The following is a 24,557-nucleotide window of genomic DNA, read 5'->3' on the forward strand; positions in this document are numbered from 1 at the left end:
GGCCCGCGATTCCGGCTCGCTGTCCCCGCCCATTCCATGAAGACTTCTGCAGGCGAGTGGTCGGGGGCAGCGCCGGCCCTTGAGCCGGCTTCGACTACCCTGCCCCGGGTAGTCCAGCGATCATGTCGTCACCCTGCGCAGGGCTCCGTAACAGCACCATCAGCTGGCCGGCCTGGAAACCCGGCTGCCGAAGGCAGGCCCTGATGGCAGAGTACCGCCATGATTTTCCTACGTTGTGAAGCGGTCCGATGGGTCGATGACGAACCCCAGCCCGGCCTGGTCGAGGTCCGCTTCACCGACGCGCACCACCAGCAATGGACCTTCATCGAGAAGTGGCCCCGCTTCGGCGGTGAGGATCCCCACCCCAACTCCAGCTATCCCGTCGAGGTGGGGATCCTCTGCGACATCCTGGACAGCGCCAGCAGCCCAGGCACCACGGACACGGTCAAGATCTCCGTCACCCCTTGGGGAGTCGAATCACTCGAAGAAAAAGTCGAGTTCGAAGTGCGGGCTGATCAATTGACCCACAGCTGAGGTTCACGATCACTGGGCCCCGCCGACCGTCAGTTCCGCCGAGGTGAGCATCACCCGCCCCTGCTCCCCCGTTTCTCCTGTCTTCCCACTGGTGCAACCCGCTGCTGCGGAGGACAGGACGAGGAGCGCTGCCACTCCCCGTATGAAGCCACGCACGCTGTTTCTCCATCGTCGAACGCCGGGGAACGGATTCTCTCGGGCACGGCCGGTTCTCGATCTCGGTCCCGTCTATCCCCGGTCAGCGGACGGGTGAACCGCAGCCGGTGGCCGCCGGGTGAGGTCGGCTACCGGCTCAACGCACGGACCACGGGTACGTCAGTCAGTGTCAGTCGCGGCCAGCACGGCCAGGTGCCGCCGGTCCGGTGCAAGGGCGGCCAGGCCGATGTCCCAGGCGACTCGCTCGAACCACTTCGTGTCGGCACCGAAGACGTGCCAGATGCAGTCCCGCACACGTGGTTCGACCTCGTCGGCGGTGGCGCCTTCCGGGCTTCCGGCGAGCGCGGCCAGGGACTGCCAGGCCGCCAGACGGCCGTAGGCGCCGTAGGAGCCGGAGTTGTATGCCCCTCCCGTGGACGCTGCCGCGAAGAGCACTCGCCAGGCCTGGGCCGGCGGATGGACAGCGACCGACAGAGCGGCCTTCTTCCCCGCTCCATGCAGACACTCCAGGCCCACCGTCAGGAGCGCGTTCGGGACCGATGCGACGTCCAGGGGTTCTGCGAGTTCAAAAGCCCGCGCCTCGATGCGCCCGTTGGACTCTTCGGCCCAGTTCGCCACGGCTTTGGCCATGGCCGTGGCCGCGGCTTCTGTTGTCGCGTCTTCCACCGACGGCACATTCGCGTTGGCGATCACCGCCAATTCACGGCTCTCCCCCGGCCCGTACGGCATCGCGTGGCTGCCGCCATGAATGTTGTAGCTCGGAAGATCCACACGTCCTTCCACGTCGGACAGCGTCAGCGGCAGCCAGCCCAGAGGGTGATGACTCCAATGTGACGACGTTGCCCAACCCGCGATCCCGGGAGTCTCTTCGACAGCGACACCCCTGAGAACCAGTTCGTGGACCAGACAGGCCCGAAGCTCCTCCGAAGCGCTTCCGGTGAACGCCGCAGCCAGGTCTGTCGCCTCCTGACTGGAGGCCAGCAATGAGGCCGTGTAACGGTCCAGCTCCCTGCTGGCGACCTCCGCCGAGGAGACCAGCCGCAGCGCCTGGGCGACATTCTCGGGACCGGCAGTGGTGGCCAGGAGCCGAAGCAGGTGGTCGAGGACACTTCCGCACTGCCACATCTGCCCGGAGCCGTACGCCCTGGCGAGCGCGATGCCGAGGTCTGCGGGGAATGCAGCGTCCCCCTGAGCGGCCTGGCGGTCTGCCACCGCCCACACGCCGGTGACGTCCTTCAGGTCCGGCAGCTCTGTCACGATCTTCTGAATCTGATCAGCCACGGCCCTGAGACTACGCGTTCTGACGCCCCGCCTCATCGCATAAGCGTTCGCTTGTGAAACCAGGAGCGGTTGTCGAAGTGTTCTGAGAGCGCGCGAGGGTCAGCCGCCCGGCGAATGTTGCCGAGAAGAGCAGTGAGAACACTCCTTGGTCTCCTCGTGCCACGTGGCTCTGGATTACGCCGGTTCCAGCAGGACCGCTGGCAGGGTCCCGTTCACGATCGAGTCTTTGGGGAGCGAGAGCCCGAAGAACTCCTCCACGATGCCCAGCGCGGTGCGGTGGACCTCCCTTTCGTCCCGCTCCGGGTCCGGGAGCCCGGCAGCGGTGAGCAGCTCCTGCAATTGGGCGGCCGTCGCGGGGTCGCCTTCGATCCCCTGGTAGCCCCACGAGGCGTCCAGGTGGAGGTTGCAGGCGCTCAGCAGGCGGCCGTCGTGGAAGTACTCGAACTGCGGCGGGACCGGCTTGCCGTTCTCCTCCTCGTACTCCAGGAGACAGACGTGCGCACCGTCGCGCGAGACCAGGGCCAGGGGGCCGAACTCGCCTGGCCAGCCGCCGTACGCGACCGCGTACGTCCACTCCCCGGCGTGTCCGAGTCGCAGGCCGATGCCGTCGAAGGGATCGCCGTAGGTGTTGTCCATGAGCTCCAGAAGGGAGTCTCCGGTGTGCTCCCCGACTGCGACGGCGATGTGCTCGGCGTCGTACAGCACGGTGGCGGCGAGGCGGTCGGTGAGTTCTTGCGGGGACAGTCCGCGGGCGAGCACCACGCGGTAGCCACCGAAGGCGATCGATTGAGGGGCGGCGAGCCAGGTCGTTCCGTCTGTCATGACCGTCATCCTGACTGCTGCCTCTGACAACGCGTGCACCGGAACCCACGGCTCGAACCGTCGTAGTTGTGCGAAGCACGGCCTCGGGGAATATCGGTACAGCCGTTGGCGCCGAGATTCTTGAAGGTTGGAGGCTCGGCGATCAAGTAATCGGTTGTCTGTAGAAGATGGTTGTGGATCTACTGTCCGCCATGGTTACTCAGGTGCGCCCACCGCAGCGAGATGAGATGGACGCGTACTACCGGGCCTTGCCCTTCGCGAACGGGTTGCCGCAGTGGGAGCCAGCTGATGCCGCGTGGCACGGTGGTCCGGAGCCGTGGCCCCCGCGGCGCACTCCGGCGACCGCCGAGCAGCTAGAGGAGTGGGCAGAAGCTGACGTCAAGGACCAGTCTTTCCACCCGATCGCGACCTTCGCAGACGGCGCGTGCGTCGGCGCATCGGCCGCCATCTCCTTCGACGTGACGGTTCCTGGCGGGGGCACGGTCAAGGTAGCCGGTGTTACTTCTACCGGGGTGATCGCTACACACCGCCGACGCGGCTACCTGCGGCGGATGATGCAGGCCATGTTCGACGCCGCCTTGGACCGAGGCGAGCCGTTGGCGATGCTCAGCGCCAGCGAGGGCAGCATCTACGGCCGATTCGGGTTCTCGCCGGCGACTATCCGCACACGGTGGGAGCTGGACCGTCACGGAGCTGCCCTTCTTCCTGCCGCGCCCGACCCGGGTTCGCTGGAGCTGGTCGACGCCGCGCAGGCGAAGCAGTTCTGGCCTGTGGTGCACGCGGAGGTGCGTGCACACCGTACCGGTGAGCTCACCCCCTTGCCCGGGCACTGGGACAGCTTGTCCGACACTGCGGACGGCACGAACGGACCGCTGCGGTATCTCGCCCACCGCGACCAGCACGGCGAGGTAGACGGCATCGCCAACTTCCGACTGCCGTGGTCCTCGACAGCCGTCAACGCGGGGACACTCGTTGTTGAGGCGCTGGAGACAACGAACCCGACGGCGTATCGCGCGCTGTGGAGCTTGTTGGTCGACTTCGACCTCACCAGGACCATCGTGGCGCCCGGCCGCCCGCGCGACGAACCACTGCGGTGGATGCTTGCGAACCCGCGAGCGATGCGCATCACCCGGCAGTCCGACAACTTGTGGGCACGCCTCCTCGACGTCCCCCGCGCCCTGACGCAACGCTCGTACGACATGGTCGGCGAGGTGGCGTTCACCATCGATGACGACCACATGTGCCCAGCGAACAACCGGACATGGCTCCTCCGCACAGGCGGTACGTCGGTGACATGCGTTGCCACCGACCAGCAGGCGGATTTGACCATCACCATCTCGGCGCTCAGTTCGCTCTACTTCGGCGGCATGTCGGCACATGATCTGATGTACGCGGGTCGCATCACTCCGCACGCCGACGGCGCGCTCGCGCAGCTAACCCGGCTGTTCCGCATCGACCCCGAACCGCACAACTCCTTCGGCTTCTGAGGCAGCTGTCGACTGTCAGGCATTATCAGGCCCCTCGGCCACCGTGCAGCCGTTCGGGACTCGGTCAGTCGCTCTCGTCGTCCTCGGCGGCGTCTGGGTCCCGGAAGGGGCGCAGGCCCTGGCCTGGCGCGCTGACCTTGATGTTGAACAGGTAGCGGCCCAGGTGCTCGGCCGCTACAATGTCACCGCCTCCACCCCGGCCGGCGGCGGCCTGAGGCCCCTGCGCGACCCGGATGTCGCCGGGCTCGACGAGGACGACGAGGAGGCCTTGCGGGAACAGGCCGAGCGCGCCGGTGCGGGTCAGCGCGGTTTCGCAGGGCCAGCTGCTGCCGAGGTAGAGGTACTGGTCCCAGCCCACATGCACCGTGAACGCTCCCTCGACCTCCAGGCGGCACCAGGGGCCCTTGTCGCGGAGCATAGCCCTGACCAGTTACAGGCCGACACCGATCGGCACCAGTGCGCCGTCGTGGAACCCGGCGGCGCTGGGCGGGGAAAAGGTCGGCCAGGGTGTAGCCGTCGACCGGTGGTTCCAGGCCGAAGTGGGCGAAGCCTGCGAGCTGCGGCTCGCGGATGGCCAGCTGGTCGACGCCGGTGTCCTCGGCGAAGGCGGCGACAGCCTGCAGGTAGGCGGCTTCGAGCGGTCCGTGGTCGCTGGTTGCGGGCTCAAGTGCCGGCCTAGTGGCCTCACTGGTCGCAGTCGGCGGGGTCGTACTTGGTGACCCGGTAGACGTAGGGCAGCACGTCACTGCCCACTGGAGGCCGACGGCGTGGCTGCGTTCTGGTGGGCGTTCGAGGACGCGGTAGACCATGGCGCGGCTGACGGAGAAGAGCTCGGCGAGGTCGGCGATGGTGTGGAGGGTGCCGCCGAGGTAGACCTTGGCGCCGCGGGCGGTGAGGGAGTCGCCGATGTCGCGGGCGTCGGGTGACGAGCGTGCGAGACGGTCGAGCTTGGGGACGACGAGGGTGTCGCCGGCGCGCACCGCCGCGAGGGCCTGGGCCAGGCGAGCGCGACCGTCTGATGGACGCCATCGAGTGGATCCACGAGGGCCGGGCCGACGGCATCCTCGCGCCGAACCTCGACGAGCTCGCGCGCGAGCTCACCGTCCAGGAAATCGCCCTCGCCTACGCCTCGGCAGTCGGCGGGCAGGCGTTCACCGCCGACCACGGCAAGCACCTGGAGGACGAGGACGACCCCTTGCGCACGGCCATGCGACAGATGCGCAGGGTCTTCCATCAGCTCGACCGCGGGATGATCCGCTAGCGGCTCAAGGACGGACCCGTGAAAGCCACCAAGGGCGGATGCGCGTACGGAGCGCCGCCGTTCGGCAAGCAGGCCGTCGACGGCAAGCGCATCGACCTCGACGCCGAGAAGACCACCGAGGAGTTCATCTTCAGTTGGCACCAAGAGCAGGGTCTCGGGCCCCGCCCGATCTCCCGGCGCCTCAACGAGGAGGGCATCCCCTCCAAGCGCGGCGGCCGTTGGCGCCCCACCACCGTCGCCCGAATCCTCGACCCCGCGGCCCGCGCCGCCGTGAACGGACGGCCCGCCCGCGACCGCGCCACGAAGAAGGTGCGGGTCCGCCGGACCCGCACCGAGAAGCTCGTGAAGGTCCATGTCCGGTAGCTCGCTGAAGGTGCTGACCGACCGCCACCAGGGGTTTCTCCCAGCGGAATTGCTCCTTCCGCCTCCCTATTCGCGTAGGTCTCACATTTCGATGGTGCGAGCGCACGTGCAGGTCCCCGCGACCAGATAATCTATGCAGGTCCACTCGTAATTCATGTGTCCTTCGGGATCCGCCGGGACGGGAACAGGCCCTTCCCGGGGAACACATAAGTACGAGAGGAGGGGTTCATTTGGACCTCCCCGAGGACCAGGACCCGCAGGACCAGACCGAACCCGAGGATGGGGAAGGTGCGGAACCTACGGAACCTGAACCTCGGGACGAGCCCCCGACCCGCCCGATCAAGGCGTTCATGATCCAGCTTCTGCTGGCCGTGATCGCTGAGCCGATCGCCGACCTGATCATCTGGGTCGTGCACCGGCTGGTGGAGATCATCCCCACCATCTGGTAGTCGAAAAAAGTACAACCTCCAGGGTTGCCCCCCTGGAGGTCGTACCGGGACAGATCCCGAGCAATGCAGTTCTGGCCCTCGCCGCTCACGCGGCGGGGGCCACCTTTTTTCTCCCCTGAGCTCCGCGTCTCCGCGCGCCCAAGAAACCTCACATCAATATTTACTATCGCAAACTACGACTACGGCCGCAGCTCCCGAAGTCACGACGCCAACTTGCAACGTCGTCGCTTCTTGCGACAGCAGGCGACGAGCATGAAAGCTACTTCCTCAACGATCGACCGTCACTCCCAAGGGAGCAGTCGTTCATCGTGGCAACAACCCTCACAGTCCAAGACTGCTGTTCGCGGCACATCCCCGCAAGAGTGATGTACCCACAACGATGCTCGTCTAGCAACGCCTGAGCTTACCAAGTCAGGCAACTCTTAAGTGTCAAAGATGATTGCGAGCCCTCCTGCCCTGCATGCCAACTCACCAAGCCGTCATTGGCGGATTGAACTCTGCATCTGAAGTCAGCAGTCGTCTCAAACCCTGTCAATGGCGATCTCGACTAAGAGACCCGTCATCCCTCCTGATGACGTGGTTCCCCGATGCTTGTCAGCAGGAGTTTGCGCAGGTCAGGAGCTATGCCACCTGCTCCCTGCACTGTCCTCCTACAGACGTCTCCTAGCCTGGGCAGCCACCTGCCATCGCTCTACCACCAGTGCTGGCCATCCTCAGGACTGCCCCAGAACGCTCCACGAGCAGCCCTGAACGTTACGGCCCGGTGCCAGAACGTAGTCTCGACAGTCCAACAGGACCAGCACCGATCTCTCCCAGCCGCTACACCGACGCACTTCTGTGGCTCCGAAGAGAGCTCCAGAAGTTAGTCGGCTGGACTGCCCCCATCCATCGAACCGCGTCAGACCTGCTCCCTCAACGCTTACCCAGATCAGCCGCCCGTCGCCTAGCACCAGAGCAGAAACCTTCACTAACAATCCTGACCGAGTCGCGGGCTCACTCCCAGGCTCTCTACCTGCACCCGTGGACACCCTCCTGCTTCCAAAACACTGACTCGGCAGGCCCCCAACACGACCTCTGCTTGTCTCTCAGCAGCGCCGATGTACACGTCTCTGCCTCTGCCCAGGCTGTGGCTTGCTTCAGGTTGCGGCGAGACCTAGAGAGCTCACTCGAGAGCCGTAGAAGCCTGTCGTCGGGAGAGGGCCAGCCTGCGTCGCTCGCGGTCGATCTCGGTGACGACGACCGTGATCTCGTCGCCGACTTGAACGACCGTCTCTGGAGCCTCGACAGGCGTCCAGGTGAGCTCTCGCAGATGGACCAGTCCCTCGATGTCGTTGGTGACCTGCACAAACACTCCGAACGGGACCAGCTTGGTGACCCGCCCCTGCAGCGTCTGCCCCACCGTGGTGATCTCGGCGAAGGTCCGAAATGGGTCAAGCTGCGTCGCTCGCAGGGACAGCCTGGCCTCTCCGTTCGTTGTGTCGAACTGGAGGAACTCGCACGAAACGCACTGTCCCACCTGAACGACGTCCGAAGCTGTCTCGAAGCGTCGCCAGGACAGCTCGGGGATCGTGATGAACCCGACGCCGGGGAAGAGCGGATGGTCTGGGCCGTCGTCCAGCGCCACGAACACTCCGAACCGTTCGATCGACCCGATCTCGCCCGACAGTAGTTCGCCGGCACGGAGGGTCTTCAGGAATGCCCAGAGCTCGGGGTTCTCCGTGGCGGCCGTGGACATCCAAGCTTGACCTTGCTCCAGGTCGACGGCAGTCACCTCGGCGGTGATCCGGTCGCCGACCTCCACCGCCGCTGCCGAGAACCGGACCCAGGACAGATCCAGCGGCCCCACGAACCCCAGCGGACGTGCGGCGAAACCGTCCAGGATTACCGACATACCTCGTCGAGTCACCTCTGCCACGATCCCGCTGCAGACGTCACCGACCTGCAACGCAGCCAGAAACTTCCCGGAAAAGTCATCGACCGCCCCGCCCATGCCGCCTAGCCTCTCACGGGAAACCGTTTGTCAGCTCAAGGGACGGACTCGTGCTCGGCGGCCGAGACGGCGACGGCGGTCGTGTAGCGGAGGCTGGTCTTGGCACCGAGCGAGAACACGTGCGCGAGGTGCAGACCGGTGGCCAGCCAGCCGGCGAACCCAGCGGACTCCGCCGCGACTCCGTAGCCGTCGCGCATCTCCAGGTGGAGGGCGGAGTGCTGGGCGCCGTCCAGCAGGATGTCAAAGCCCGGCACGACGTCGTTCTGCGTCATCGCACGCCTCCCTCAGCATCGCCACCATCCGCGCGGGGATCCGTACGACGCCCTCCGTGTCCGGAATCGATCCCGTCTCCAGGCACTGGACGAGCAATGCCTCATCCGCCTTCCAGCCCTGGATGACCACGTCGGCTGTGTCCTCGTCCACCCACACCGTCTGGCACTGCCCAGTGTCGGAGTCCGGATCGATACCGATGAACGTAATGCCATGACAGCCTCCTGCATCGCTCTGCTTGCGGGAGATTGCGCTCAACCCAGTGGAACAGGAAGCAGGTCTCGCCGACCAGAGCAAACGGAGACGGCTGCGGGCGGCGGCCCAGCTCTTCCCGCAGTGCCTACCCGGGCGGGCCTTCGACCGGCTCCTGACATCCTCGGACACTCACGGGGCCCGGGCATCAGGCCGCGCCCCCGGTCTTCCCCTCGCGCCAGGCCCGCGCCGGGTGCGGCGTACCGTGACCACCACTGTCTGCCCGACCGCAAGTGACGTCCCTGTGCGTGTTCCTGTACGGCCGTTAGCGCTCGCCCCGTCCATGGCTGCTGGTCTGGTTGCGGGGTGTGGTCAGGCCGCCGATGACGCCAAGCCGAGGAGCAGCACCCCGCCAGCCGCGAGTGCACCGTCGCAGGCTATGGAAGCAACGTTGGTGGCGCACGACCCTCCGTCCTGGTTCGATGCCCGTGGAAAGGTGCTGTTGCCCGAGGTGGCCACGAAGGGCCGCACCAACTTGGCGGGCCAGGTCCGTGAAGGAGGACCGACCTGCCCGTCCTCCTTCACGACGCCTTGACCTTCGTGGCCTCCCCCACCGGGGTGCAGGTGGTCGAGCTCGCCACCGGCCGCACCTACGGCGAGGAGAGCGCCCGCAGCGAGGTGCTGCGCAGTGACTCGGAGGGCTACACCTTGCCTCCGGTCCTGGCCGGCACTGAGGTGCTGACTCCTTTCTTGATGGCGACGCCCGCCTCGGGGACGTACGCCGCGGGTGCGGTGCTCGAGGTCATGGCCGTCAGTACAGCAGCCCCGTACAAGGCCGCCTGGCGGACGACGATCAAGCTGCCCGAGTGGGCGCTGACGTCCACCAGGATCAAGGTCGCGGCCATCGGCGCACAGGACGGCACGGCCGTCATCACCGTGGTCGGCGGCGACACTGCGGTGTCGTACGGCATCGACACCGCGTCACACTCCCTGCGCTGGACCCATCCCGGTCTGGAGGCTGTCGCGGTGGGCTCCGGGATGGTCGCCGGCCTCTTGGACGGCGAGCCGCTCACCCCGTTCCCGGTCGGGGTCGATCTCGCCACCGGGACTGAGAAGTGGCGGGGCGAGAAGGTGTACGCCGCGAACATGAGCGGGGCCGGTCCCGCCACCGTCCGGATCGCGGGTCGGCGGCCGGACGGCTCAAGGGCCGACCGGCTGCTGGATGTGATCAGCGGGAAGCTCCGTGCCGACATGCCCGCGGGGATGGACTCGGTGAGCTGCACCAACGACCAGGCCCGGACCCTGGGGACCTTGGTGTGTGCGGGCGCCTTCGCGGTCGCCGCGGTGGACCCGGCAACCGGGCAGGTTCTGTGGGCGCTCAAGGACGGCGAGGGGCGCAAGTCCCCGACGGTGACCGCGGTCTGGCACGGGCGGGTCTACGGCCGGGGCGTGGGCGGGCCCGTCGCCCTGGACGCGCGAACCGGCGCGGACATGCCCACCAGGCCCGAGGCCGCACCGCTCCTCGTCAACGATTACGTCGGCCTGGTGCTGGATGAGAACCTGCGACTTTCGAGCTACCCGGCCGGCGGCTAAGCAGTCCCCCCTCCCACGGCGGACCGTGCGCGCCCCCCGGATACGCGCGGTCCGCCCGTGTCCGGGTCAAGCCTCGGTACGGTTGAGGGAGTTGCCCTGCACGGGGTGCTGTAGACCCTCGGTACGTCTCTGCCCACCGCCGCGGGGTTAATAGATGAGGCGCACCAGTTCCGAGACCGGGACCACGGTAATGGGCGGCCCGTCCTGGTTCGGGGTCTGAGTCTTCTGGGGGGCGACATGGAAGACTGTCCCGTCAAATGCCACTCTGGCGTATCGGATCTCACTGACCAGGTCGGTTGGTCGATCGGTCTGGTCTTGCGCGATCAGTTGCTGCGCAGCGTCAGTGTGGTGGTGTTGTACCAGGTCAGTCGTTCGCTCATCCCTTGAGCATCACCCGCCGGACACAGGACCGCATGCCCAGGGCAGGAACCGGGGATAGCGGCGTGCCACTGTCTCGGCCGACGAGGGTTGAGGGAGCCCCCTGCACACATGCTGTAGGGCACGCTGGGGCCTGGCCGAAGGTAGGCCAGCCGGGCAGCGAGCTCCAGGTCAAGCGGCCGCCCGCCATCGTGCCGTACGGACGACAAAACCTTCACGTCGGGCAGCGGGGCCGACCAACAAAGGTGTAGAACTCGGTAGCGACGCCCACGAAACGGCGGCCGACAGGGAAGGCCCTCGGCCGCCTGATCCGGTTGGGCGCAAGGAGTCAGAACGATCTGGGCTTGGCCGTGGCCAGCGCGAACCACTGGCGCGGGGCCTCGGCTCCGGCCTGGCCCCGGGTGGCATGTACAGACAGGGCGGAGGATCGGATGGAGCCTGCGGCCCAGCCGTTCCAGCCGGAGCGGCGTACGGCCTTGTAGGCGGGCTCGACGTGCCGGAGGACGGTTCCCCGTTCGGTTACGACCTCGTAATGGCGGGCCTCGCGGTCTCGGAGCACGAGGTGCGCGTCGGCGATGAACTCTCGGGCCTTCTTCTGGGACATCGGCCGCTTCGGCTTGGTGGCTTCCGTCATCGCGCGCTCTCGTCGGCACCGACGCCGACTGCAGCGGGCTGGGCGTCGTGGATGCCGGCGCGGCGGGCGGCCTCGCGCAGGGCCGTGGCGCGGGCCCGGGCGCGGGCAGCTTCCAGCGGGTAGTCGATCTTCGGGTGGAGGGGGTCGCCCCCAAGTTCAGCCTCGCGGATCAGCTGCTCGCGGAGGTTGGCGTGGAGGTCCCAGAGGTCGGCCTCCGTATGGGGGTCGGGTACCAACTGATCGATCCGCATGCGGTGGGCGGCGTGACCGATCAGCAGCACCATTTGCTGAGTTGAGTATCGGGGCAGGCAGCCACTGACCGGGTGTTCCTGATCGGCCCAGTCGTCGTGCCGGCGCAGGCGTTGGTCCAGGTTGGCGGCGGTCTTCTCGGCGCTGCCGCTCGCGGGGGCGGCAGCGCCCGGTGCGTAGCGGGCGCCGTAGGGGATGCGCCGGTCGTCGGCGGTACCGTCCGGGTGTCGCCGCTCGGGCTTGCCGAACGGCTCGCGCCACTCGTTGACGTGCCCTGCGAACTTGGCGTGGGCGGACTGTTTCGTGATGCCCAGGGCTTCGCCGATGTCCTCCCAGCTGGTGCCGCGCTCGCGTTCGTAGATGACGGCGCGGCGCTGGGCGTGCTCGGCGAGCCGGATCAGTTCGGTGGCCTCGCGTACGAAGTCGCCCGGCGAGACCGTGCCGGAGAAGTCGTCCTTGGTGGCGACTCGGCTGAGCGCGGTCTCGGCGGTGTCGTTGTGCGCAGCGGAGAGCATGAGGCGCGCGAGGGCAGCCAGGGTGTACGGGTACGGCACTTCGGGAGTCGTGTTGGCCTGAGGGCTCGTCTCGGTCATGTCTGTCAGCATATGACTGACAACTGCTTTGAGTCAGCTGAATGGTGACAAGCGCTAAGGATCAGGTCAGAGCTGACCCCATTCGATTGCCTGTCAAATCTAACGCGACAGAAGAACCGAGGCGCACGCGCAGATTCAGGCCGACGCCGCACGGGTCCAGGCCGACGCCGCCAGAGTCCAGGCCGACGCCGCCCAGGAACAGGTCGCGTTGATGCACCGCCAGCTCGAAGCGGAGGACCACGACCGACACCAGGCCGCTGGCCCGCATTTCGAGATCGACCAGGCATACACCGAGCGCGGCAACACGCCCTACGGCGTACTGGTGCTCAGGCAGACATCCGGTCCGGCACTCGACTCTGTCCTCGTCACCGCGGCCGGCGCGGGCGTCGAGGGCCTGCGAGGCGCGTACGACAGCGCCAACAACGCCTACGACTGCGTCAACGAGTACGACATCGCCCCTATGGCCGCCGGGAACGGCACCGTCGAGGTCTACGTACAGCTCGACTACCACCACCACGAGACCAAGATCATCCTCAACCTCAAATGCCGCACCCAGGGCACCAGCAGGGTGTGGGAGCGGTCCGTCTACGACAACGTGGCCCCCACCCCGGAGCCGCCCCGCCGCCGCACCGATCGGTCACCATTCATCCAGTAGCTGCCCCGAAGAGACGTCAGGCCCATCGCAGCCGGCCCGCACCCAAGGAGGACGCGTGACTTCAGCTGCCCTCGAATCACCCGACATGCCAAGGAAGCTGGTTGCCCGCTCCCCACGGACAACCCTGGCCACCCTGCACCGTGACCCACGGGACCTCTGGCCGGAGCACGCACGCAAGCTGTACGAGTTCCTCGTCTCCGTCTACGGCGAGAACGACGTACTGCCAACGCTCGCCGCGTCCTGGATCGTGAACCAGCGCTCGGACAACACCCGGCGCGCGTACGCCCGCGGCTTCAAGGTCTTCGAGGAGTTCGCCCGTGAGCACGGGGTCCACCCGATGGCGGCGAAGTTCGCCCTGGCCGACGCGTTCCGGCTCTGGCTGGAGCAGACGCCGACGTCGGTGCCGGTCAAGGGCGGTCGGCGCGGCGGGATGGCCCGCACGGGCCAGCCGTACTCGGACGCCTCTCGGGCGAACGCCCTGTCCTCGGCGTCCTCCTTCTTCACCTACTGGGACAAGGTCGGCGACGACGGGGTGAAGAACCCCTTCGACGCGGTACAGCGACCGGTGATCGACCCGGACTTCTCCTCCACGCCCGGCTACACCGAGCAGGAGTGGGCCCGGTTCCTGGCCATCGCCCGTGACGAGCACCGTGTCGCGGCGTACCGCAAGCGCGCCTACGCCCTGCTCCTTATGCTCTACACCTGCTGCCTGCGGATCGACTCCCTGCTCAACGCCCGTGTAGAGGACCTGGGCTACGACCGCGGCCACCACGTGCTGCACCTGGAGAAGACGAAGGGCGGCGGCCGGAAGAAGAAGGCGATCCCACCCATGGCCTGGGACGCCCTCCAGGACTACCTCGACGGCCGGACCGAGGGGTGGCTGTTCTGTACCGCCAGCGGCGGCCGGCTCGACGAACCGGCCGTGTGGCGGCTGCTCCAGTCCCTGGCCAAGCGTGCCGGCCTGCCGCTGCGAGGCCCGCACGGCACGAAGGTCGACGCCATCACGCACGCTCTGGCGAAGCCGGATGCTCGTGTGGACAAGGTCCAGCGGTGGGCCGACCACAACGACTCTCGCACCACACAGCGGTACAACCGACGCAAGGAGCTGCTGGACGACAGCCCCGGCTACGGCTTGGCGGCCGACGTCGCCGGCGTGCTGGCGCGCGACATCAACTGACGGCCAGACGTGGTCACGCCTGCCCCTGGCCTCCCCTAGAACGACGTTGCTGCCGGTCCGCTTCCTCTGCCTCGGCGGTCATCTGCGCTTCCTCCGCCCTCAGGTCGAACGACTCCTTGGCCTCTTCGAAGGCCTTGTTCGGCGCTGGGAGCTCCTCTTCGCCTCGGCGCCAGGCGAAGAGGGCCTGTGTCATGTCGTCGGCCAGACCGCAAAGTACCCATCGTCGGCCGTGGTGGTGACTGGCGTACTCCAGCATGTGCAGGCTCGCACCGTACTGAAGGCCGTCGAGCAGGCGGCGCCGCAGCTTCTCGTCCTTGATTTGCAGAGCGCCGATCCTCACCCGCCGCAGTTTTCCGCGCCACGGGTCCTTCCACTGCTTCTCGGCCTCCCGCTGGCGCATCCGGAACTCCCCCACGTCCTCGCCCCTCGGGGGATTGGTGTCCTCGGGGACAAGACGAGCATGCTCCTCCAGCGCTTCCAAGTCCGTGGCAAGCAAGGCTACGACGCTGGCTCGCTCGACGTCAGCGCGCGCCGCCCGCGCGTCGATCAACTGCTCCTTGAGCACGCGAACGGCAGTGAATGTGCTCGCACTCGCACCAAGGACAGCGCCAACGAGACCTGACACGGGAGAGATCCAGTCCATGGTGGAAGTGTCGCCGACCGGAACCGCGAGCGGGTCGGAAACGGCCCACGAGGGGCATGACCCAGATACGCCAGAAACCCGCCACGGGATGATCTTGGGGGCGAGGCCTAGCTATTCTGTCCCGGGAGGTTGTGGACGGGTGAGCCAGGTCTCGGCTGAGGGATCTTGAAGGAGCGTGACCCAGATGCGCCAGAAACCCGCCAGAACTTGATCTTGGCCTGCTGAGTGCCTGACGCTGTCGGGGATCTTGGCGATGACGGTCGGCCATGCCCTCGACATCTCAGTCTCCAAGATCCCCGACCTCGTCACCCGCGATCAGCTCTGCGTCTCCTCGCGGCGTCCAATAGCGGCCGCATCGGGTATGATGAGCAGCTTGCCGGTGGTACGCCGAGCCTCCAGATCGCTGTGGGCCTGGGCGGCCTCGGACAATGCGTAGCGGCCCGTGACGGTGACCTCAAGCGCCTTGGAGCGCACCCACTCGAACACATCGGCGGCCCGTCGGAGCAGTTCGGACCGATCGGCGATGAAGTCCCCGAGGCTGGGCCGGATCAGGGTCAGCGAACCGCCGTGGGCGAGCCGAATCGGATCAAACGGCGGCACGGCACCACTTGCCGCGCCGAAGAGCACGAGATGGCCGCGGGTTCGCAGGCTGGCGAGGCTCGCATCGAAGGTGTGCGCGCCGACGCCGTCGAAGACAACCGGCAGTCCCTGACCGCCGTTGAGCCGCCTCACCTCGGCTGCGAGATCGTCGACTGCAGAGGAAAGGATCACCTCAGCGGCCCCGGCACGCTTCGCCAGCTCGGCCTTCGCCGTGGTCGACGTCGTGCCGATCACCCTGCCGCCGAGATGGGTGATGAGCTGGGTCAAAAGCAGCCCCATGCCACCAGCAGCCGCATGCACGAGCACCGTGTCGCCCCCCTGAACCGGGTAGGCGTCCCTGACGAGATAGTGCGCGGTCATGCCTTGGAGGAGCACGGCGGCGGCTGTCTCGAAGCCGATATCGTCGGGCAGCGGCACCAGCCGGGAGGAGTCCACGACGGCCCGCTCGGCATACGTGCCGGGAATCTCCACCCAACCGACCCGGTCCCCGACTGCGACGTCAGCGACGCCGGGTCCGACTTCGACGACCGTGCCGGCGCCCTCAGCGCCCGGGGTGAAGGGCAGCGGGAGGTTGTACCGGCCTTCGCGGTGGTAGACGTCGAGGAAGTTGACCCCGGATGCGGCGACCTCCACGACCGCCTCGCCCGGACCCGGCCGCGGCTGGTCCACCTTGGCCTCCTGCAGCACCTCGGGACCGCCCACTTCGTACACCTGAATCGCTCGCATGACTCTCCAATAACGGCTCATCCCCACCAACCCCGTTGATGGCTCATCCCCCACCAACCCCGTTGATGGCGATCCGATTCCCGGCAAGCAGACCAGCCCGCCACCACCGCCGAGAGCTGAGACGCCTGCTTTGCACCCGGGTCTGGGACAGGAGACCGAGGCCGTCAAGGGGCGACGAATGCACCACCCGCCGCTTCCGCACCGCCGTACGGCCACCCACCACAACCGGCGTAGCCTCCGGCAGCTCCACCGCGCGGCGCACGAAATCGACCACCGCCTCCGGATACTCCTCCGGCCTCGGGAACCGGCCCATCCGCTGGTACGACTTCAACGCCAGCAGCAGGGCCAGCTGATCTCCATCCGCTCCGCCGCCCACGCCGCCGTCGACGACCACTCCCGCCTCGCCTACAGCGAGATCCACGCGGACGAGAAGAAGGAGAACGCCACCGCCTTCTGGCAACGGGCCCACGCCTTCTTCACCGGCGCTGGGATCACCGTCGAACGGGTTCTGACCGACAACGGCTTCTGCTACCGCTCACGCGACTGGCGCGACAGCCTGGCGGCGGCCGGGATCACCCACAAACGAACCCGGCCCTACCGGCCCCAGACCAGCGGCAAGGTCGAACGCTTCAACCGCACCCTGCTCGACGAATGGGCCTACGCCCGCCCCTACCGGTCAGACATCGAACGCCGCGAAGCGTTCCCCGGCTGGCTCCACTCCTACAATCACCACCGCGGACACACCGCACGCGCAGGCAAACCACCCGCAAGCCGCGTCCCCAACCTAACGAGGCAATCCATCTAGGGCCACGGGTAGCCCGCATCTGGGCGCTCCCGGCTGGGCAGCTCGGCAACCGTAGGACAAGCCACGATTATCGCAGGCATCATGCGCCCAGTGATCTCGCCAGGGACACGGAGGCGACAGCCGGTCCCGGGTGTGGCGACCACATCAGGCACGCATGAGTTGCCTCCTCATGCTTCTCAGCTTGGCGTCTGACTTCAAGCTGGAGCCACGGATCCGGGTTCGGAAGCTGAGCGGGCGTCGAGTTCCCTGACCGCGGTGGTCACATGAAACGTGGTGGCGGGTGCCCGTGAGGACGTGTGATGGTTCGGCCCATGGGCGACTCCATGGCGTATGCCGTCTACCGGACCACCGACGCCGCTACGGCGTACACGCAGGCCCAGCAACTGCGTTCGCTGATGACAGAGCGCGAGGAGAAGACCGGGCTCTTCGCCGAGCTGCGGACGGTCGAAGACGTGCGGCGGATGGTGGCGGTCCTGCCTGACGGAAGGTTCGACTTCGCCGACATGCGTACCGGTCCGTCGGGTGAGGAGCTCTGGTTCGACCTGGACGTGGCAACGGCCGCCGACGCCGCGCTGGAGGCGCACCTACCGCTCGACGTCATGCTGGACGTTCCGGCCGGGAGCGTGGAAGAACGCTTCGTCGCGGCTCTCGGGCAGGGCATGGCCTCCATCGACTGGCCGGGCCTGTGGCCGGACGAACCAGAAGCGGGTCACTACGGGAACGCGAAGTACGACGGTGTGCAGATCGTGTTCCACGGCGACAACGCCCAACTGGGCCACTGGAATGATCAGCACACCGTCTTCGTCCACGTCGGCAAGTTCGGTGACCTCCCCCGGGCCCAGAAACTCGCCGCGCACATCGGCAGCAAGGTCCTGGGCGAGCCACAGACCGGATGGTGACCCGACGGTTCGGCGAGACCGATGGCCGGTTCCACACACCCGTCACGTCCGAGCGCAGCCGGTAGCGCACTGTCCTGCAGGACGTGATTCGCTCCCGCGGCCGCGCCGGGCCCGGTGTAGGCGCGGCCGGCCGGCGACGCAAAGCGGATGTCTGGCGGCGTGGGGCACCGCCTACCAGGCCGGGCGCGGGTCCCTCAGTTCCTCCGGGGTCTGTTCGGGCAGCCACGTGTGCCCGACGTCCGTGCGCCACAAGGAACCGGGGCTGGGCGCGTACTCCTGCGTGGGCGGGGCCGGCTCGTGGAAGCGCTCGGTGCGCGCCAACGGCAGCTCCACCAGCTTCCCCTCGCGGAACATCCACAGACCGAAGCAGTCGTCGTCCTCGTCGTGAAGCATGACCTGCACGCACTCCGGCTGTTTCCACGGCAGCGCCTCCAGGTCCTTAAGGATCCCGATGCGCTGGGTCGTCCGGAAGAACTCGATGTACCACCCGCCGATGAACCAGCCCGGTATCTGCTCGAACCGGCCGCGCCAGGTGCGTGCCTCGTCGTACCGCGTCAGCGGCTCCATCACCTCATCCTCATACCGGGCCAACACGAGGACCTGCGCCATTCTGCTCATGGCCGTATGTGACCGGACTGGGCCCCGCGCGCAAGCCGGTTTTCCCTTGGTGGGGCAGAGAGCCCGGATCACCAGTCGGTGGCGGCAGTAGGGGCAGGCGGGAGCGGAGCCGAGGTCTTGTGTCCTCCGCGCAAGTTGCCGGCGGTACGCCTGTGCCAGACTCGATAGCCGCACGAGGGATCGGCTGGTGGACTGCTTCCGCTGGTCAGGCCGACGGCGCCGCGGCGCGGCTCCGGGACAGCTACGAGCCCTCACGGGCGGGTCGGGCTCGCGCCGCGGGCCCGGTGTCGGATCGGCAGCCTGCAGTTACACGGGAAGGGAAGCCCACGGCCTTACGGGTGCTGCGGCGGTCCGATGACCTTCTGGCCGATCTGCTCGGCAACCCACTGTGCGAAGCGGTCCTCGTAACCATCGCCGTTGCGCCGCCGAACATGGACAAGGACCGTGTGTGTATCGGCCTGGGTATCGAGTCCGCGATCAGCGCAGTGCAGCAGGAGCGTGACCTTGGCATTGTTCGCGTCACCGTGCAGGCCGCGCTCCGGCGCTTCCGGCCAGTACATCGAATCCCAGTAGATGCGGGCCGGGTAGGGGCCCACCAAGGTGGCGAAGTGATCTTCGATGCTGCCCACAGGCTGGTCCAGCATCGAGACGGAAAGTGGCAGGTACGCATCCAGGCCGGGGCTGTCTAGGGGAAGTTCTCTCGCGGGAACCGCACGGAACAGGTCCGGTATATCAGCGGGCGGGACCGCATCCACGCCTGCGTGCCAGCAGGTGAACCAGGAATCCGGCAAAGCCTCTCTCAGCCGCTCCACCTCGACCAGGGTAGATACCGTGGCCTCCACGGACACGTCGGAATAGGACTGCCTACCGAACGCCACCAACTGCCAAGCCACCTGCAGGGCCAGGCTGCGGTCGGGCGTACGGAAGATGGGATAAGCAACATCTGTCGACATGAGCTGACTCTGACACGGCCCCCAGCAGCCCGTCCTCCTGTTATTGACCTCGGCTCGTCAGGGTGAAGCTGGTGCGTCGAGGGTGAGGCCGGTGTCGGCTATGAAGCCGTTGCAGGTCTCGACTCGGACGACAGTTCCCTCCGCCTCTCGGCCAGTCAAGGCACCGGGGCCTCAGACCGCACCACCGCCTCGAGGCGGGCGCACCGCCTTGCAGGGGGTCCGATGACGTGCCTGCAGCCGCCGGGGAGGAGTAGGCCCGGGGGAAGGTCGAGCGCTCAGGCGCGGAGGGGCGCGCTAGGATCACGCCTCTGGAGTGATCAAGTTCGACTCATGGGGGGCCATGGACAGGGTTCGTTGCGCGTCCAGAACTGCCATGGGGGGACTGCTGGCAGCCGTGCTTGCCGCAGGACTAGCAGGGTGCGCCTTCACCAAGGAACTGCCGGAACTCGGTGGTCAGAGCCTCCAGGCTGCCCAGGATTCGGCGCAGCAAGCGGGCTTTTACAACCTGAGCGCGGAAGATGGGCTTGACATGGGACGGGCCCAAGCCTGGGACCGCACCTGGAGGGTGTGCAGCCAGACACCGGGAGCGGGCGATGTAGACCCGGACGCGCTGATTGTCTTCTGGGCGGTCAGGGAAGGCGAGTACTGTCCGAGGGACAGCAAGGGCTGGCAGGCGCGGCCTGGAGACCTAATGCCGAACTATGCCGGCAAGAACTTGACCGATGCCGAGAACCAGTTGCTCCTCATCCCGTCGGCCACCGTCATTGATGCGACCGGTGCGGGACGCGAGGTCTCCCCCAGCGCCCTGTGGAAGGTGTGCAGCTCCATGCCCGCGGCTGGGGGGATCATCGCAGACACCGCAAATCTCAAGGCGGTGCTAAGGAAAGAGAAGTGCCCCTCCCACTGACTTCGGCCCATCAGGCCGAGGCGGTGCGTCGAGGGTCCGGCCGGTGCCGGCTGTGAGCCGTCGCAACACGCGCCTCACCGGTTGAGACCCCCGAGCGGCCGAATGGGTGTACGTCTCCATGACCCTCATCTCGGACCCAGCAAAGCTGGCTGATCGCGTGAGGGTGGACGGTGGAGACCGCCCAGGTCCTCCTTCACCCGTCGCCTCGGGCAGGGCATCAACCCGATGCAGGCCGGCCTCGTCGCGTCTACCGGCACCGGGTCTACTGACATCAACCCGGCACATCGCACACCCGCGTTCCTGTCAGTAGGCGACCTGCATGTGTGCCGCCCCAGAGATCGCCCTTACGTGCTCGGCGGCGGCCTGGGTGTCAGAGGAAGCTCGTAGGGTCATTCCATGATCGACGGGCGGAAGGGCGCCCGTGAAGCGGACGTCGGTGGTCGATCAGGTGAGGTCGGGGAGGGGGCGCCGACCGTCGGCATCAAGCTGACAGGCGGCCCGTTCAACGGACCTCCGGTGTATTCGTAGGTCCAGCCGACGGGAGCGTCGGGTGCCGGGACGGCGCAGGGACAGCGCGCCCGATCCCCTCTCGCGCACCGCCTGCTGTTCCCGGAGCCCAGCGAAAAGCGGGGGTCGGGCAGCGGAGGTTTCTGGAGGAGGTCCCGCACATCCAGCAGATGACCACTGCGAACAGGCACGCCCATTGCAGCCGGCCATCCTCGCGATAGGCGTCCCGCGACAGCAGCTTGGTCATCTCATGACAGCCATGATCACGACCGTCGCGCACCATGACCAGGGACAGCCCTCACATCGTTGCTGCCGCCCATCCGATGTCACGGGCGCACTCATTCACAGGCCGGGCATATGGCCCCAGACTCCCGCCACTGTCGGCGCCCAGGCCGCCGCCTGGGCGCGGCCCGCGCGGGCCGCGGCGGCGCGGCGGGTCTGGTCGAGCATGTTGTGGCCGAAGGCCTTGCGTGCCGTGCGGTCCGGGGTAAGGACGGCCACCCGCGCGCCGGCCGCCTCCAGTTCGGCTCCCTGGGCGAGGGCGTTCGGGTGCGGCCCGACGGCCTTGGGTATCGGGGCCAGGGCGATGATCCGCCCGTGTCCGTGGGCAAGGTGGACGTTGGCCGTCGAGCGGCTTCCGCCGTCCATCCAGCGCCGCCCGGCCACCTCTACCGGCGGCCAGACCACCGGCACCGCGCAGCTCGCCGCGACCGCTTCGGCCAGTGTTGCCCCCGAAGCGGCGTCGAAGGTCTCCAGGCCGCCGGTCCGTGCGTCGACGGCGGTCAGGCGCAGATCCGCCCCCGGCCATGCGTCGGCTCCTTCGAGCAGACGGCCGACCGCCGCGAAGACCACGGACTCAGGGACCGTACGAGAGGACAGCGCGGCCCTCCCGAGGCGCTGGACCGAGCGCTTGGGATCCCGCGAGCCGAGCGCGGCCCACAGGAAGCGTGCGGTCTGGCCCGCCGTGACCTTGACGTCGATGACCGGGGCGCCGTCGAGCTGGCCCTCGTACAACTCCTCGGCGCTCACTCCCGATGCGAGCCGCGCCCCGATGATCGAGCCCGCGGAGGTACCGATGACCGTGTCGGCGCGCGCGAGGTCGATGCCCGCCTCGGCAAGGCCGGCGAGCATCCCGATCTCCCAGGCGCCGCCGATGACGCCGCCGCCACCCAGTACGAGAGCGCGCTCCGCCATATCCGTACCGTTCCTTCATCCTCGGCCGATCAAAACGGGGACCATTCCCCGTTACGCGGAGACGATAACATCAGTACCGGGGACATGTCCCCGGTACTGATGAGGAGTGGACATGCCGATCGGACCCGAACGACCGAAGCCGCCCACGCCGGTGCGGCGCGACGCACGCCGCAACCGCGAACTGCTGGTCGACGCGGCCCGCGTGACCTTCGCCGCCCAGGGCCTGGACGCCCCGCTGGACGAGATCGCCCGCCGGGCCGGGGTCGGCAACGCCACCCTCTACCGCCACTTCCCCACCCGGGCCGACCTCGTCGAGGAGGTCTTTCAAGGCGCACTGGCCGACACGATGACCGCCGGAGACGCGGCGCGGGGCGCCCAGGACGCCTGGCAGGCTCTCACCGGGTACCTCGCCGTCGTCTTCGCCTCGCTCGCCGCCGACCGGGGTACCAATGACCTGATGACCACCGGCGTAGAAGGAGTCCGCTCCCTTGACGCCGTGCACGCGCACAACCGCGAGACCCTCGACCTGCTGATCGGGCGCGCCCAGCGGCAAGGCACGATGCGCCACGACATCACCACCGAAGACCTGCTGTTCTCACTCGCCGCGCTCGGCCGGGCCGTCCCCGCCCTCACCGACACCGCCCCACGGGCCTGGCACCGCTACCTGGCGCTCCTCCTGGACGGCCTGCGGACCCCGGGCCCACCGGCCACCACCCTGCCGGCCCCCGCCCTCACGGCGGAGGAACTCGCCGCCGTCCTGAGCAACCTGGGCTCACACCGCACGCGAGCCGCTCCGCTCCACACCGACAACACCCATAGGTCGTGAGTACCTGATCCATATCCTCGTGGTGCTCCTCTGCCGACGGGGACCGGGTCCAGGTAGCTTCAGCGCCAGGGGGGATGAGATGAACTTCGATGAGAACGAACCGTTGTCTGTTCGAGAGGAGCGCTTCGCCGTAGAACGGGCCGAACGCAGAGAGGCACGCAAGGCTGCATCGCTCGACTCGCGGGGAGCCCACCTCGGCGTGGCCATCGTGACCATCGCCCTGGTCCTGCTCAGCTGGAACGGGAAGCTGGTCGCTCTGGGCATCGTCGGCGGAGTCTTTCTGCTCTGGTTCTCCGCAGCCCTTGCATGGGCCTACGCCGACGGGGATGACGGCCGACACGCACTCCAGCGCGCGTACAACGTCACTTTCGGATGGGGCGACGGGTTCTGAGAAGCAAGGACGAACCAGAGGGGGCGGATTCGACGTTCGAGGCGTTGAGGTCCGCTCTGGCCCGGAATGGCTCCATCAGCGGGCCCGCGGCCTTGGCTGCGCTGCTGTCGGGCGCGCGGTGGGAGGTCTATTCGAATTCGGCCTCGGCCCAATCGTTGTGGGCGATCTGGTGCGACCGGCTGGACATGTTGGTGGAGACGGGAGGATCTGATCCGGTCCGGCTGGAGAGCCTGGCTCAGGCCATGGATGGGCTCCACGATGCAGGAGACGCACGGGTGTACCTGGCCATGGTCACCGACCCGCCACGCCGGTTTCACGTCTACCTCCCAGAGGACCTCGCCCACTGCGTCGGGGCGTGGGAGGGCCGCGTGAACGAGAAGGCTCCCCGAACGGCGACCTGAACCGAGGCGGCCAGGACTTCCCTGGCGGGCTTGCGGTGCCCCGACGGGGCGGCCGAGCAACGCCGGCGGCCGATGGATCCATTGGGGTTACAAGACATTGCAACGTGGTGCGGACCGGAAATGGGTTGCGGTGCACGCGCTCGCGTGATCGTCCGGCGCACCCCATCGTCGTGGCTGACTTTCGATGGTACTGGTCGGAGAAGGGTCGGAGCAGCGCAAGGTGCGAGCACAGGCACCGCCGTACCCCTGGGAACGGGAACTGCCTTGCCCACCGCACCGAGCAGGAGAAGTGCGTAGCATGGAGCAGTTCGCTGCTGATGCACCACCAGACGGCGGATCCAGCAGCTGACACTCTGGGGGCAGAGTGGGCCCTGGGGCCGTCGGTCCCCGGTCCCAGTCGGTCCGGCACTTGTCCGCGTCCGCCCAGGTCGACTCGCCCTTGTGCATCGGTGTATCGCCGATGCGCTCCCAGTCCAGCCGCACGAGCACACCGCCCGCAACAGCTCAGCGCGCGGACCGTAGAACGGCTGCCCGCTGTACCCGGCCCGAACGAGCTCGTGTGCCCGTACGTCGAGTTCCCGTCGAAGTACACCAGCCCCGGCACCGTCCCGTCCTCCAGGAGCACGCCCACCCTGCCCCTGTGCGCCTTCCCGAACTCGTCCGTCTTCCTCCACCCTGCCGCCGACTACCCTGCGCTCACCCGGCTACGGACACACCAACATCCCGCACCCGCCGATCCCGCAGCAGCAGAACCCCGAAAGAGCCGCCCAGGGGAAGCGCGCTGTCAGGCCCACGCCCGAGTGGCTTCCAGCACGAATCCCGTTCACGACCCCAAGACCCCTGGGACCGTGGACGCATGAACACGACCACCAGCATCCCCCAACAGGCCGCGTCCCGGCCGGGACCGACGTGGTGAGCGCCGGTCGGTCCAGGGTCTGGCTGCGCGTCGGTGAGACGCGTATCCGGGCGGACAAGGTCACCACCATCACGCCCGGCATCGACC

The 24,557-nt window shown here is 67.6% G+C and carries 25 protein-coding genes and 2 pseudogenes; 13 read left to right on the forward strand and 14 right to left on the reverse strand.

What is annotated here, in order from left to right; translation table 11 throughout:
• Nucleotides 1–219 precede the first annotated feature (219 nt).
• Nucleotides 220–534, forward strand: coding sequence for a hypothetical protein (locus ACODT5_RS16005; protein WP_422519958.1), 315 nt, complete (start codon nt 220–222; stop codon nt 532–534).
• 315 nt (nt 535–849) lie between these two features.
• Here ACODT5_RS16005 and ACODT5_RS16010 read toward each other — a convergent pair whose 3' ends face one another.
• Nucleotides 850–1,971 (reverse strand): DUF6183 family protein, encoded by a 1,122-nt coding sequence (locus ACODT5_RS16010; protein ID WP_422519959.1) that lies wholly within the window; start codon nt 1,969–1,971, stop codon nt 850–852.
• A 174-nt stretch (nt 1,972–2,145) separates the two neighbouring features.
• The gene (locus tag ACODT5_RS16015; protein ID WP_422519960.1) at nt 2,146–2,793 is read right to left on the reverse strand and encodes a DUF6461 domain-containing protein; all 648 of its coding nucleotides are present in this window, start codon (nt 2,791–2,793) and stop codon (nt 2,146–2,148) included.
• Nucleotides 2,794–3,020: 227 nt separating this feature from the next.
• On the opposite strand from ACODT5_RS16015, the gene ACODT5_RS16020 reads away from it, so the two are divergent.
• Nucleotides 3,021–4,280, forward strand: a complete 1,260-nt coding sequence (locus ACODT5_RS16020) for a GNAT family N-acetyltransferase (RefSeq protein WP_422519961.1) — start codon at nt 3,021–3,023, stop codon at nt 4,278–4,280.
• Nucleotides 4,281–4,344: 64 nt separating this feature from the next.
• Here the strand turns inward: ACODT5_RS16020 and ACODT5_RS16025 are convergent, their stop codons facing one another.
• On the reverse strand, nt 4,345–4,698 hold the full coding sequence (locus ACODT5_RS16025; RefSeq protein WP_422525267.1) for a hypothetical protein: 354 nt from the start codon (nt 4,696–4,698) through the stop codon (nt 4,345–4,347).
• Between the two features lie 349 nt (nt 4,699–5,047).
• On the opposite strand from ACODT5_RS16025, the gene ACODT5_RS16030 reads away from it, so the two are divergent.
• Complete coding sequence (locus ACODT5_RS16030) at nt 5,048–5,206, forward strand: hypothetical protein (protein WP_422525268.1); 159 nt, start codon at nt 5,048–5,050, stop codon at nt 5,204–5,206.
• Here ACODT5_RS16030 and ACODT5_RS16035 read toward each other — a convergent pair.
• Nucleotides 5,207–5,260, reverse strand: a pseudogene (locus tag ACODT5_RS16035) (hypothetical protein); the annotation flags it as partial. It abuts the gene before it with no gap.
• 38 nt (nt 5,261–5,298) lie between these two features.
• On the opposite strand from ACODT5_RS16035, the gene ACODT5_RS16040 reads away from it, so the two are divergent.
• Both ACODT5_RS16040 and ACODT5_RS16045 read left to right on the forward strand, forming a co-directional pair.
• Nucleotides 5,299–5,541, forward strand: a complete 243-nt coding sequence (locus ACODT5_RS16040) for a hypothetical protein (protein WP_422519962.1) — start codon at nt 5,299–5,301, stop codon at nt 5,539–5,541.
• A gap of 18 nt (nt 5,542–5,559) precedes the next feature.
• The gene (locus tag ACODT5_RS16045) at nt 5,560–5,904 is read left to right on the forward strand and encodes a recombinase family protein (RefSeq protein WP_422519963.1); all 345 of its coding nucleotides are present in this window, start codon (nt 5,560–5,562) and stop codon (nt 5,902–5,904) included.
• A 1,611-nt stretch (nt 5,905–7,515) separates the two neighbouring features.
• Here the strand turns inward: ACODT5_RS16045 and ACODT5_RS16050 are convergent.
• Genes ACODT5_RS16050 through ACODT5_RS16060 form a run of 3 tightly spaced genes read right to left on the reverse strand, consistent with a single transcriptional unit; the run spans nt 7,516 to nt 8,766 of the window.
• The gene (locus ACODT5_RS16050; RefSeq protein WP_422519964.1) at nt 7,516–8,343 is read right to left on the reverse strand and encodes a S1 RNA-binding domain-containing protein; all 828 of its coding nucleotides are present in this window, start codon (nt 8,341–8,343) and stop codon (nt 7,516–7,518) included.
• A 35-nt stretch (nt 8,344–8,378) separates the two neighbouring features.
• On the reverse strand, nt 8,379–8,615 hold the full coding sequence (locus ACODT5_RS16055) for a DUF6879 family protein (RefSeq protein WP_422519965.1): 237 nt from the start codon (nt 8,613–8,615) through the stop codon (nt 8,379–8,381).
• A complete protein-coding gene (locus ACODT5_RS16060) occupies nt 8,584–8,766 on the reverse strand; it encodes a hypothetical protein (protein WP_422519966.1) in 183 nt (60 codons plus the stop codon). The genes ACODT5_RS16055 and ACODT5_RS16060 overlap by 32 nt, the downstream gene beginning before the upstream one ends.
• Nucleotides 8,767–9,405: 639 nt before the next feature.
• On the opposite strand from ACODT5_RS16060, the gene ACODT5_RS16065 reads away from it, so the two are divergent.
• Complete coding sequence (locus ACODT5_RS16065) at nt 9,406–10,398, forward strand: PQQ-binding-like beta-propeller repeat protein (RefSeq protein ID WP_422519967.1); 993 nt, start codon at nt 9,406–9,408, stop codon at nt 10,396–10,398.
• Between the two features lie 706 nt (nt 10,399–11,104).
• On the opposite strand, the gene ACODT5_RS16070 is transcribed toward ACODT5_RS16065, so the two are convergent.
• Entirely contained in the window at nt 11,105–11,410 is a 306-nt protein-coding gene (locus ACODT5_RS16070; protein WP_422519968.1) for a hypothetical protein, read from the reverse strand.
• Nucleotides 11,407–12,252 carry a hypothetical protein gene (locus tag ACODT5_RS16075; protein WP_422519969.1) on the reverse strand — a complete coding sequence of 282 codons (846 nt, stop codon included), beginning with the start codon at nt 12,250–12,252 and terminating at the stop codon, nt 11,407–11,409. Before ACODT5_RS16075 ends, ACODT5_RS16070 begins: the two co-directional genes overlap by 4 nt.
• 211 nt (nt 12,253–12,463) lie before the next feature.
• Here ACODT5_RS16075 and ACODT5_RS16080 point away from each other — a divergent pair, with 211 nt between their 5' ends.
• Entirely contained in the window at nt 12,464–12,907 is a 444-nt protein-coding gene (locus ACODT5_RS16080) for a hypothetical protein (protein WP_422519970.1), read from the forward strand.
• Nucleotides 12,908–12,962: 55 nt separating this feature from the next.
• Nucleotides 12,963–14,084: a tyrosine-type recombinase/integrase gene (locus tag ACODT5_RS16085; RefSeq protein ID WP_422519971.1), complete on the forward strand. Its 1,122-nt coding sequence runs from the start codon at nt 12,963–12,965 to the stop codon at nt 14,082–14,084.
• A gap of 13 nt (nt 14,085–14,097) precedes the next feature.
• Here ACODT5_RS16085 and ACODT5_RS16090 read toward each other — a convergent pair whose 3' ends face one another.
• Together ACODT5_RS16090 and ACODT5_RS16095 are read right to left on the reverse strand one after the other, a co-directional pair.
• A complete protein-coding gene (locus tag ACODT5_RS16090; RefSeq protein ID WP_422519972.1) occupies nt 14,098–14,649 on the reverse strand; it encodes a hypothetical protein in 552 nt (183 codons plus the stop codon).
• Between the two features lie 393 nt (nt 14,650–15,042).
• Complete coding sequence (locus ACODT5_RS16095) at nt 15,043–16,053, reverse strand: quinone oxidoreductase family protein (RefSeq protein ID WP_422519973.1); 1,011 nt, start codon at nt 16,051–16,053, stop codon at nt 15,043–15,045.
• Between the two features lie 373 nt (nt 16,054–16,426).
• Here ACODT5_RS16095 and ACODT5_RS16100 point away from each other — a divergent pair.
• Both ACODT5_RS16100 and ACODT5_RS16105 read left to right on the forward strand, forming a co-directional pair.
• Nucleotides 16,427–16,858 (forward strand): annotated as a pseudogene (locus ACODT5_RS16100) (integrase core domain-containing protein); the annotation flags it as partial.
• A 311-nt stretch (nt 16,859–17,169) separates the two neighbouring features.
• A complete protein-coding gene (locus ACODT5_RS16105; protein ID WP_422519974.1) occupies nt 17,170–17,757 on the forward strand; it encodes a hypothetical protein in 588 nt (195 codons plus the stop codon).
• Between the two features lie 171 nt (nt 17,758–17,928).
• Here the strand turns inward: ACODT5_RS16105 and ACODT5_RS16110 are convergent, their stop codons facing one another.
• Entirely contained in the window at nt 17,929–18,375 is a 447-nt protein-coding gene (locus ACODT5_RS16110) for a hypothetical protein (RefSeq protein WP_422519975.1), read from the reverse strand.
• 332 nt (nt 18,376–18,707) lie between these two features.
• Entirely contained in the window at nt 18,708–19,328 is a 621-nt protein-coding gene (locus ACODT5_RS16115) for a hypothetical protein (protein ID WP_422519976.1), read from the reverse strand.
• Between the two features lie 313 nt (nt 19,329–19,641).
• Between ACODT5_RS16115 and ACODT5_RS16120 the strand changes: the two genes are divergently transcribed.
• Nucleotides 19,642–20,235 (forward strand): hypothetical protein, encoded by a 594-nt coding sequence (locus ACODT5_RS16120; RefSeq protein ID WP_422519977.1) that lies wholly within the window; start codon nt 19,642–19,644, stop codon nt 20,233–20,235.
• Nucleotides 20,236–21,084: 849 nt separating this feature from the next.
• On the opposite strand, the gene ACODT5_RS16125 is transcribed toward ACODT5_RS16120, so the two are convergent.
• On the reverse strand, nt 21,085–21,936 hold the full coding sequence (locus ACODT5_RS16125) for a patatin-like phospholipase family protein (RefSeq protein WP_422519978.1): 852 nt from the start codon (nt 21,934–21,936) through the stop codon (nt 21,085–21,087).
• A gap of 112 nt (nt 21,937–22,048) precedes the next feature.
• Here ACODT5_RS16125 and ACODT5_RS16130 point away from each other — a divergent pair, with 112 nt between their 5' ends.
• Nucleotides 22,049–22,762: a TetR/AcrR family transcriptional regulator gene (locus tag ACODT5_RS16130; RefSeq protein ID WP_422519979.1), complete on the forward strand. Its 714-nt coding sequence runs from the start codon at nt 22,049–22,051 to the stop codon at nt 22,760–22,762.
• A 79-nt stretch (nt 22,763–22,841) separates the two neighbouring features.
• Nucleotides 22,842–23,153 carry a hypothetical protein gene (locus tag ACODT5_RS16135; RefSeq protein ID WP_422519980.1) on the forward strand — a complete coding sequence of 104 codons (312 nt, stop codon included), beginning with the start codon at nt 22,842–22,844 and terminating at the stop codon, nt 23,151–23,153.
• Nucleotides 23,154–24,557: the final 1,404 nt, after the last annotated feature.

Origin of the sequence: Streptomyces tatrensis, from assembly GCF_049310065.1 — a bacterium.
Classification (GTDB): Bacteria; Actinomycetota; Actinomycetes; order Streptomycetales; family Streptomycetaceae; genus Streptomyces.

Excerpts from the sequence above, each read along its gene's own strand:
- ACODT5_RS16040 (WP_422519962.1), top strand. The coding sequence starts at position 5,299 with ATGGACGCCATCGAGTGGATCCACGAGGGCCGGGCCGACGGCATCCTC.
- ACODT5_RS16050 (WP_422519964.1), bottom strand. The coding sequence starts at position 8,343 with ATGGGCGGGGCGGTCGATGACTTTTCCGGGAAGTTTCTGGCTGCGTTG.
- ACODT5_RS16110 (WP_422519975.1), bottom strand. The coding sequence starts at position 18,375 with ATGAGCAGAATGGCGCAGGTCCTCGTGTTGGCCCGGTATGAGGATGAG.
- ACODT5_RS16080 (WP_422519970.1), top strand. The coding sequence starts at position 12,464 with ATGCACCGCCAGCTCGAAGCGGAGGACCACGACCGACACCAGGCCGCT.
- ACODT5_RS16125 (WP_422519978.1), bottom strand. The coding sequence starts at position 21,936 with ATGGCGGAGCGCGCTCTCGTACTGGGTGGCGGCGGCGTCATCGGCGGC.
- ACODT5_RS16135 (WP_422519980.1), top strand. The coding sequence starts at position 22,842 with ATGAACTTCGATGAGAACGAACCGTTGTCTGTTCGAGAGGAGCGCTTC.
- ACODT5_RS16105 (WP_422519974.1), top strand. The coding sequence starts at position 17,170 with ATGGGCGACTCCATGGCGTATGCCGTCTACCGGACCACCGACGCCGCT.
- ACODT5_RS16020 (WP_422519961.1), top strand. The coding sequence starts at position 3,021 with ATGGACGCGTACTACCGGGCCTTGCCCTTCGCGAACGGGTTGCCGCAG.
- ACODT5_RS16115 (WP_422519976.1), bottom strand. The coding sequence starts at position 19,328 with ATGTCGACAGATGTTGCTTATCCCATCTTCCGTACGCCCGACCGCAGC.
- ACODT5_RS16130 (WP_422519979.1), top strand. The coding sequence starts at position 22,049 with ATGCCGATCGGACCCGAACGACCGAAGCCGCCCACGCCGGTGCGGCGC.
- ACODT5_RS16005 (WP_422519958.1), top strand. The coding sequence starts at position 220 with ATGATTTTCCTACGTTGTGAAGCGGTCCGATGGGTCGATGACGAACCC.
- ACODT5_RS16025 (WP_422525267.1), bottom strand. The coding sequence starts at position 4,698 with ATGCTCCGCGACAAGGGCCCCTGGTGCCGCCTGGAGGTCGAGGGAGCG.
- ACODT5_RS16055 (WP_422519965.1), bottom strand. The coding sequence starts at position 8,615 with ATGACGCAGAACGACGTCGTGCCGGGCTTTGACATCCTGCTGGACGGC.
- ACODT5_RS16015 (WP_422519960.1), bottom strand. The coding sequence starts at position 2,793 with ATGACAGACGGAACGACCTGGCTCGCCGCCCCTCAATCGATCGCCTTC.
- ACODT5_RS16075 (WP_422519969.1), bottom strand. The coding sequence starts at position 12,252 with ATGACCGAGACGAGCCCTCAGGCCAACACGACTCCCGAAGTGCCGTAC.
- ACODT5_RS16070 (WP_422519968.1), bottom strand. The coding sequence starts at position 11,410 with ATGACGGAAGCCACCAAGCCGAAGCGGCCGATGTCCCAGAAGAAGGCC.
- ACODT5_RS16095 (WP_422519973.1), bottom strand. The coding sequence starts at position 16,053 with ATGCGAGCGATTCAGGTGTACGAAGTGGGCGGTCCCGAGGTGCTGCAG.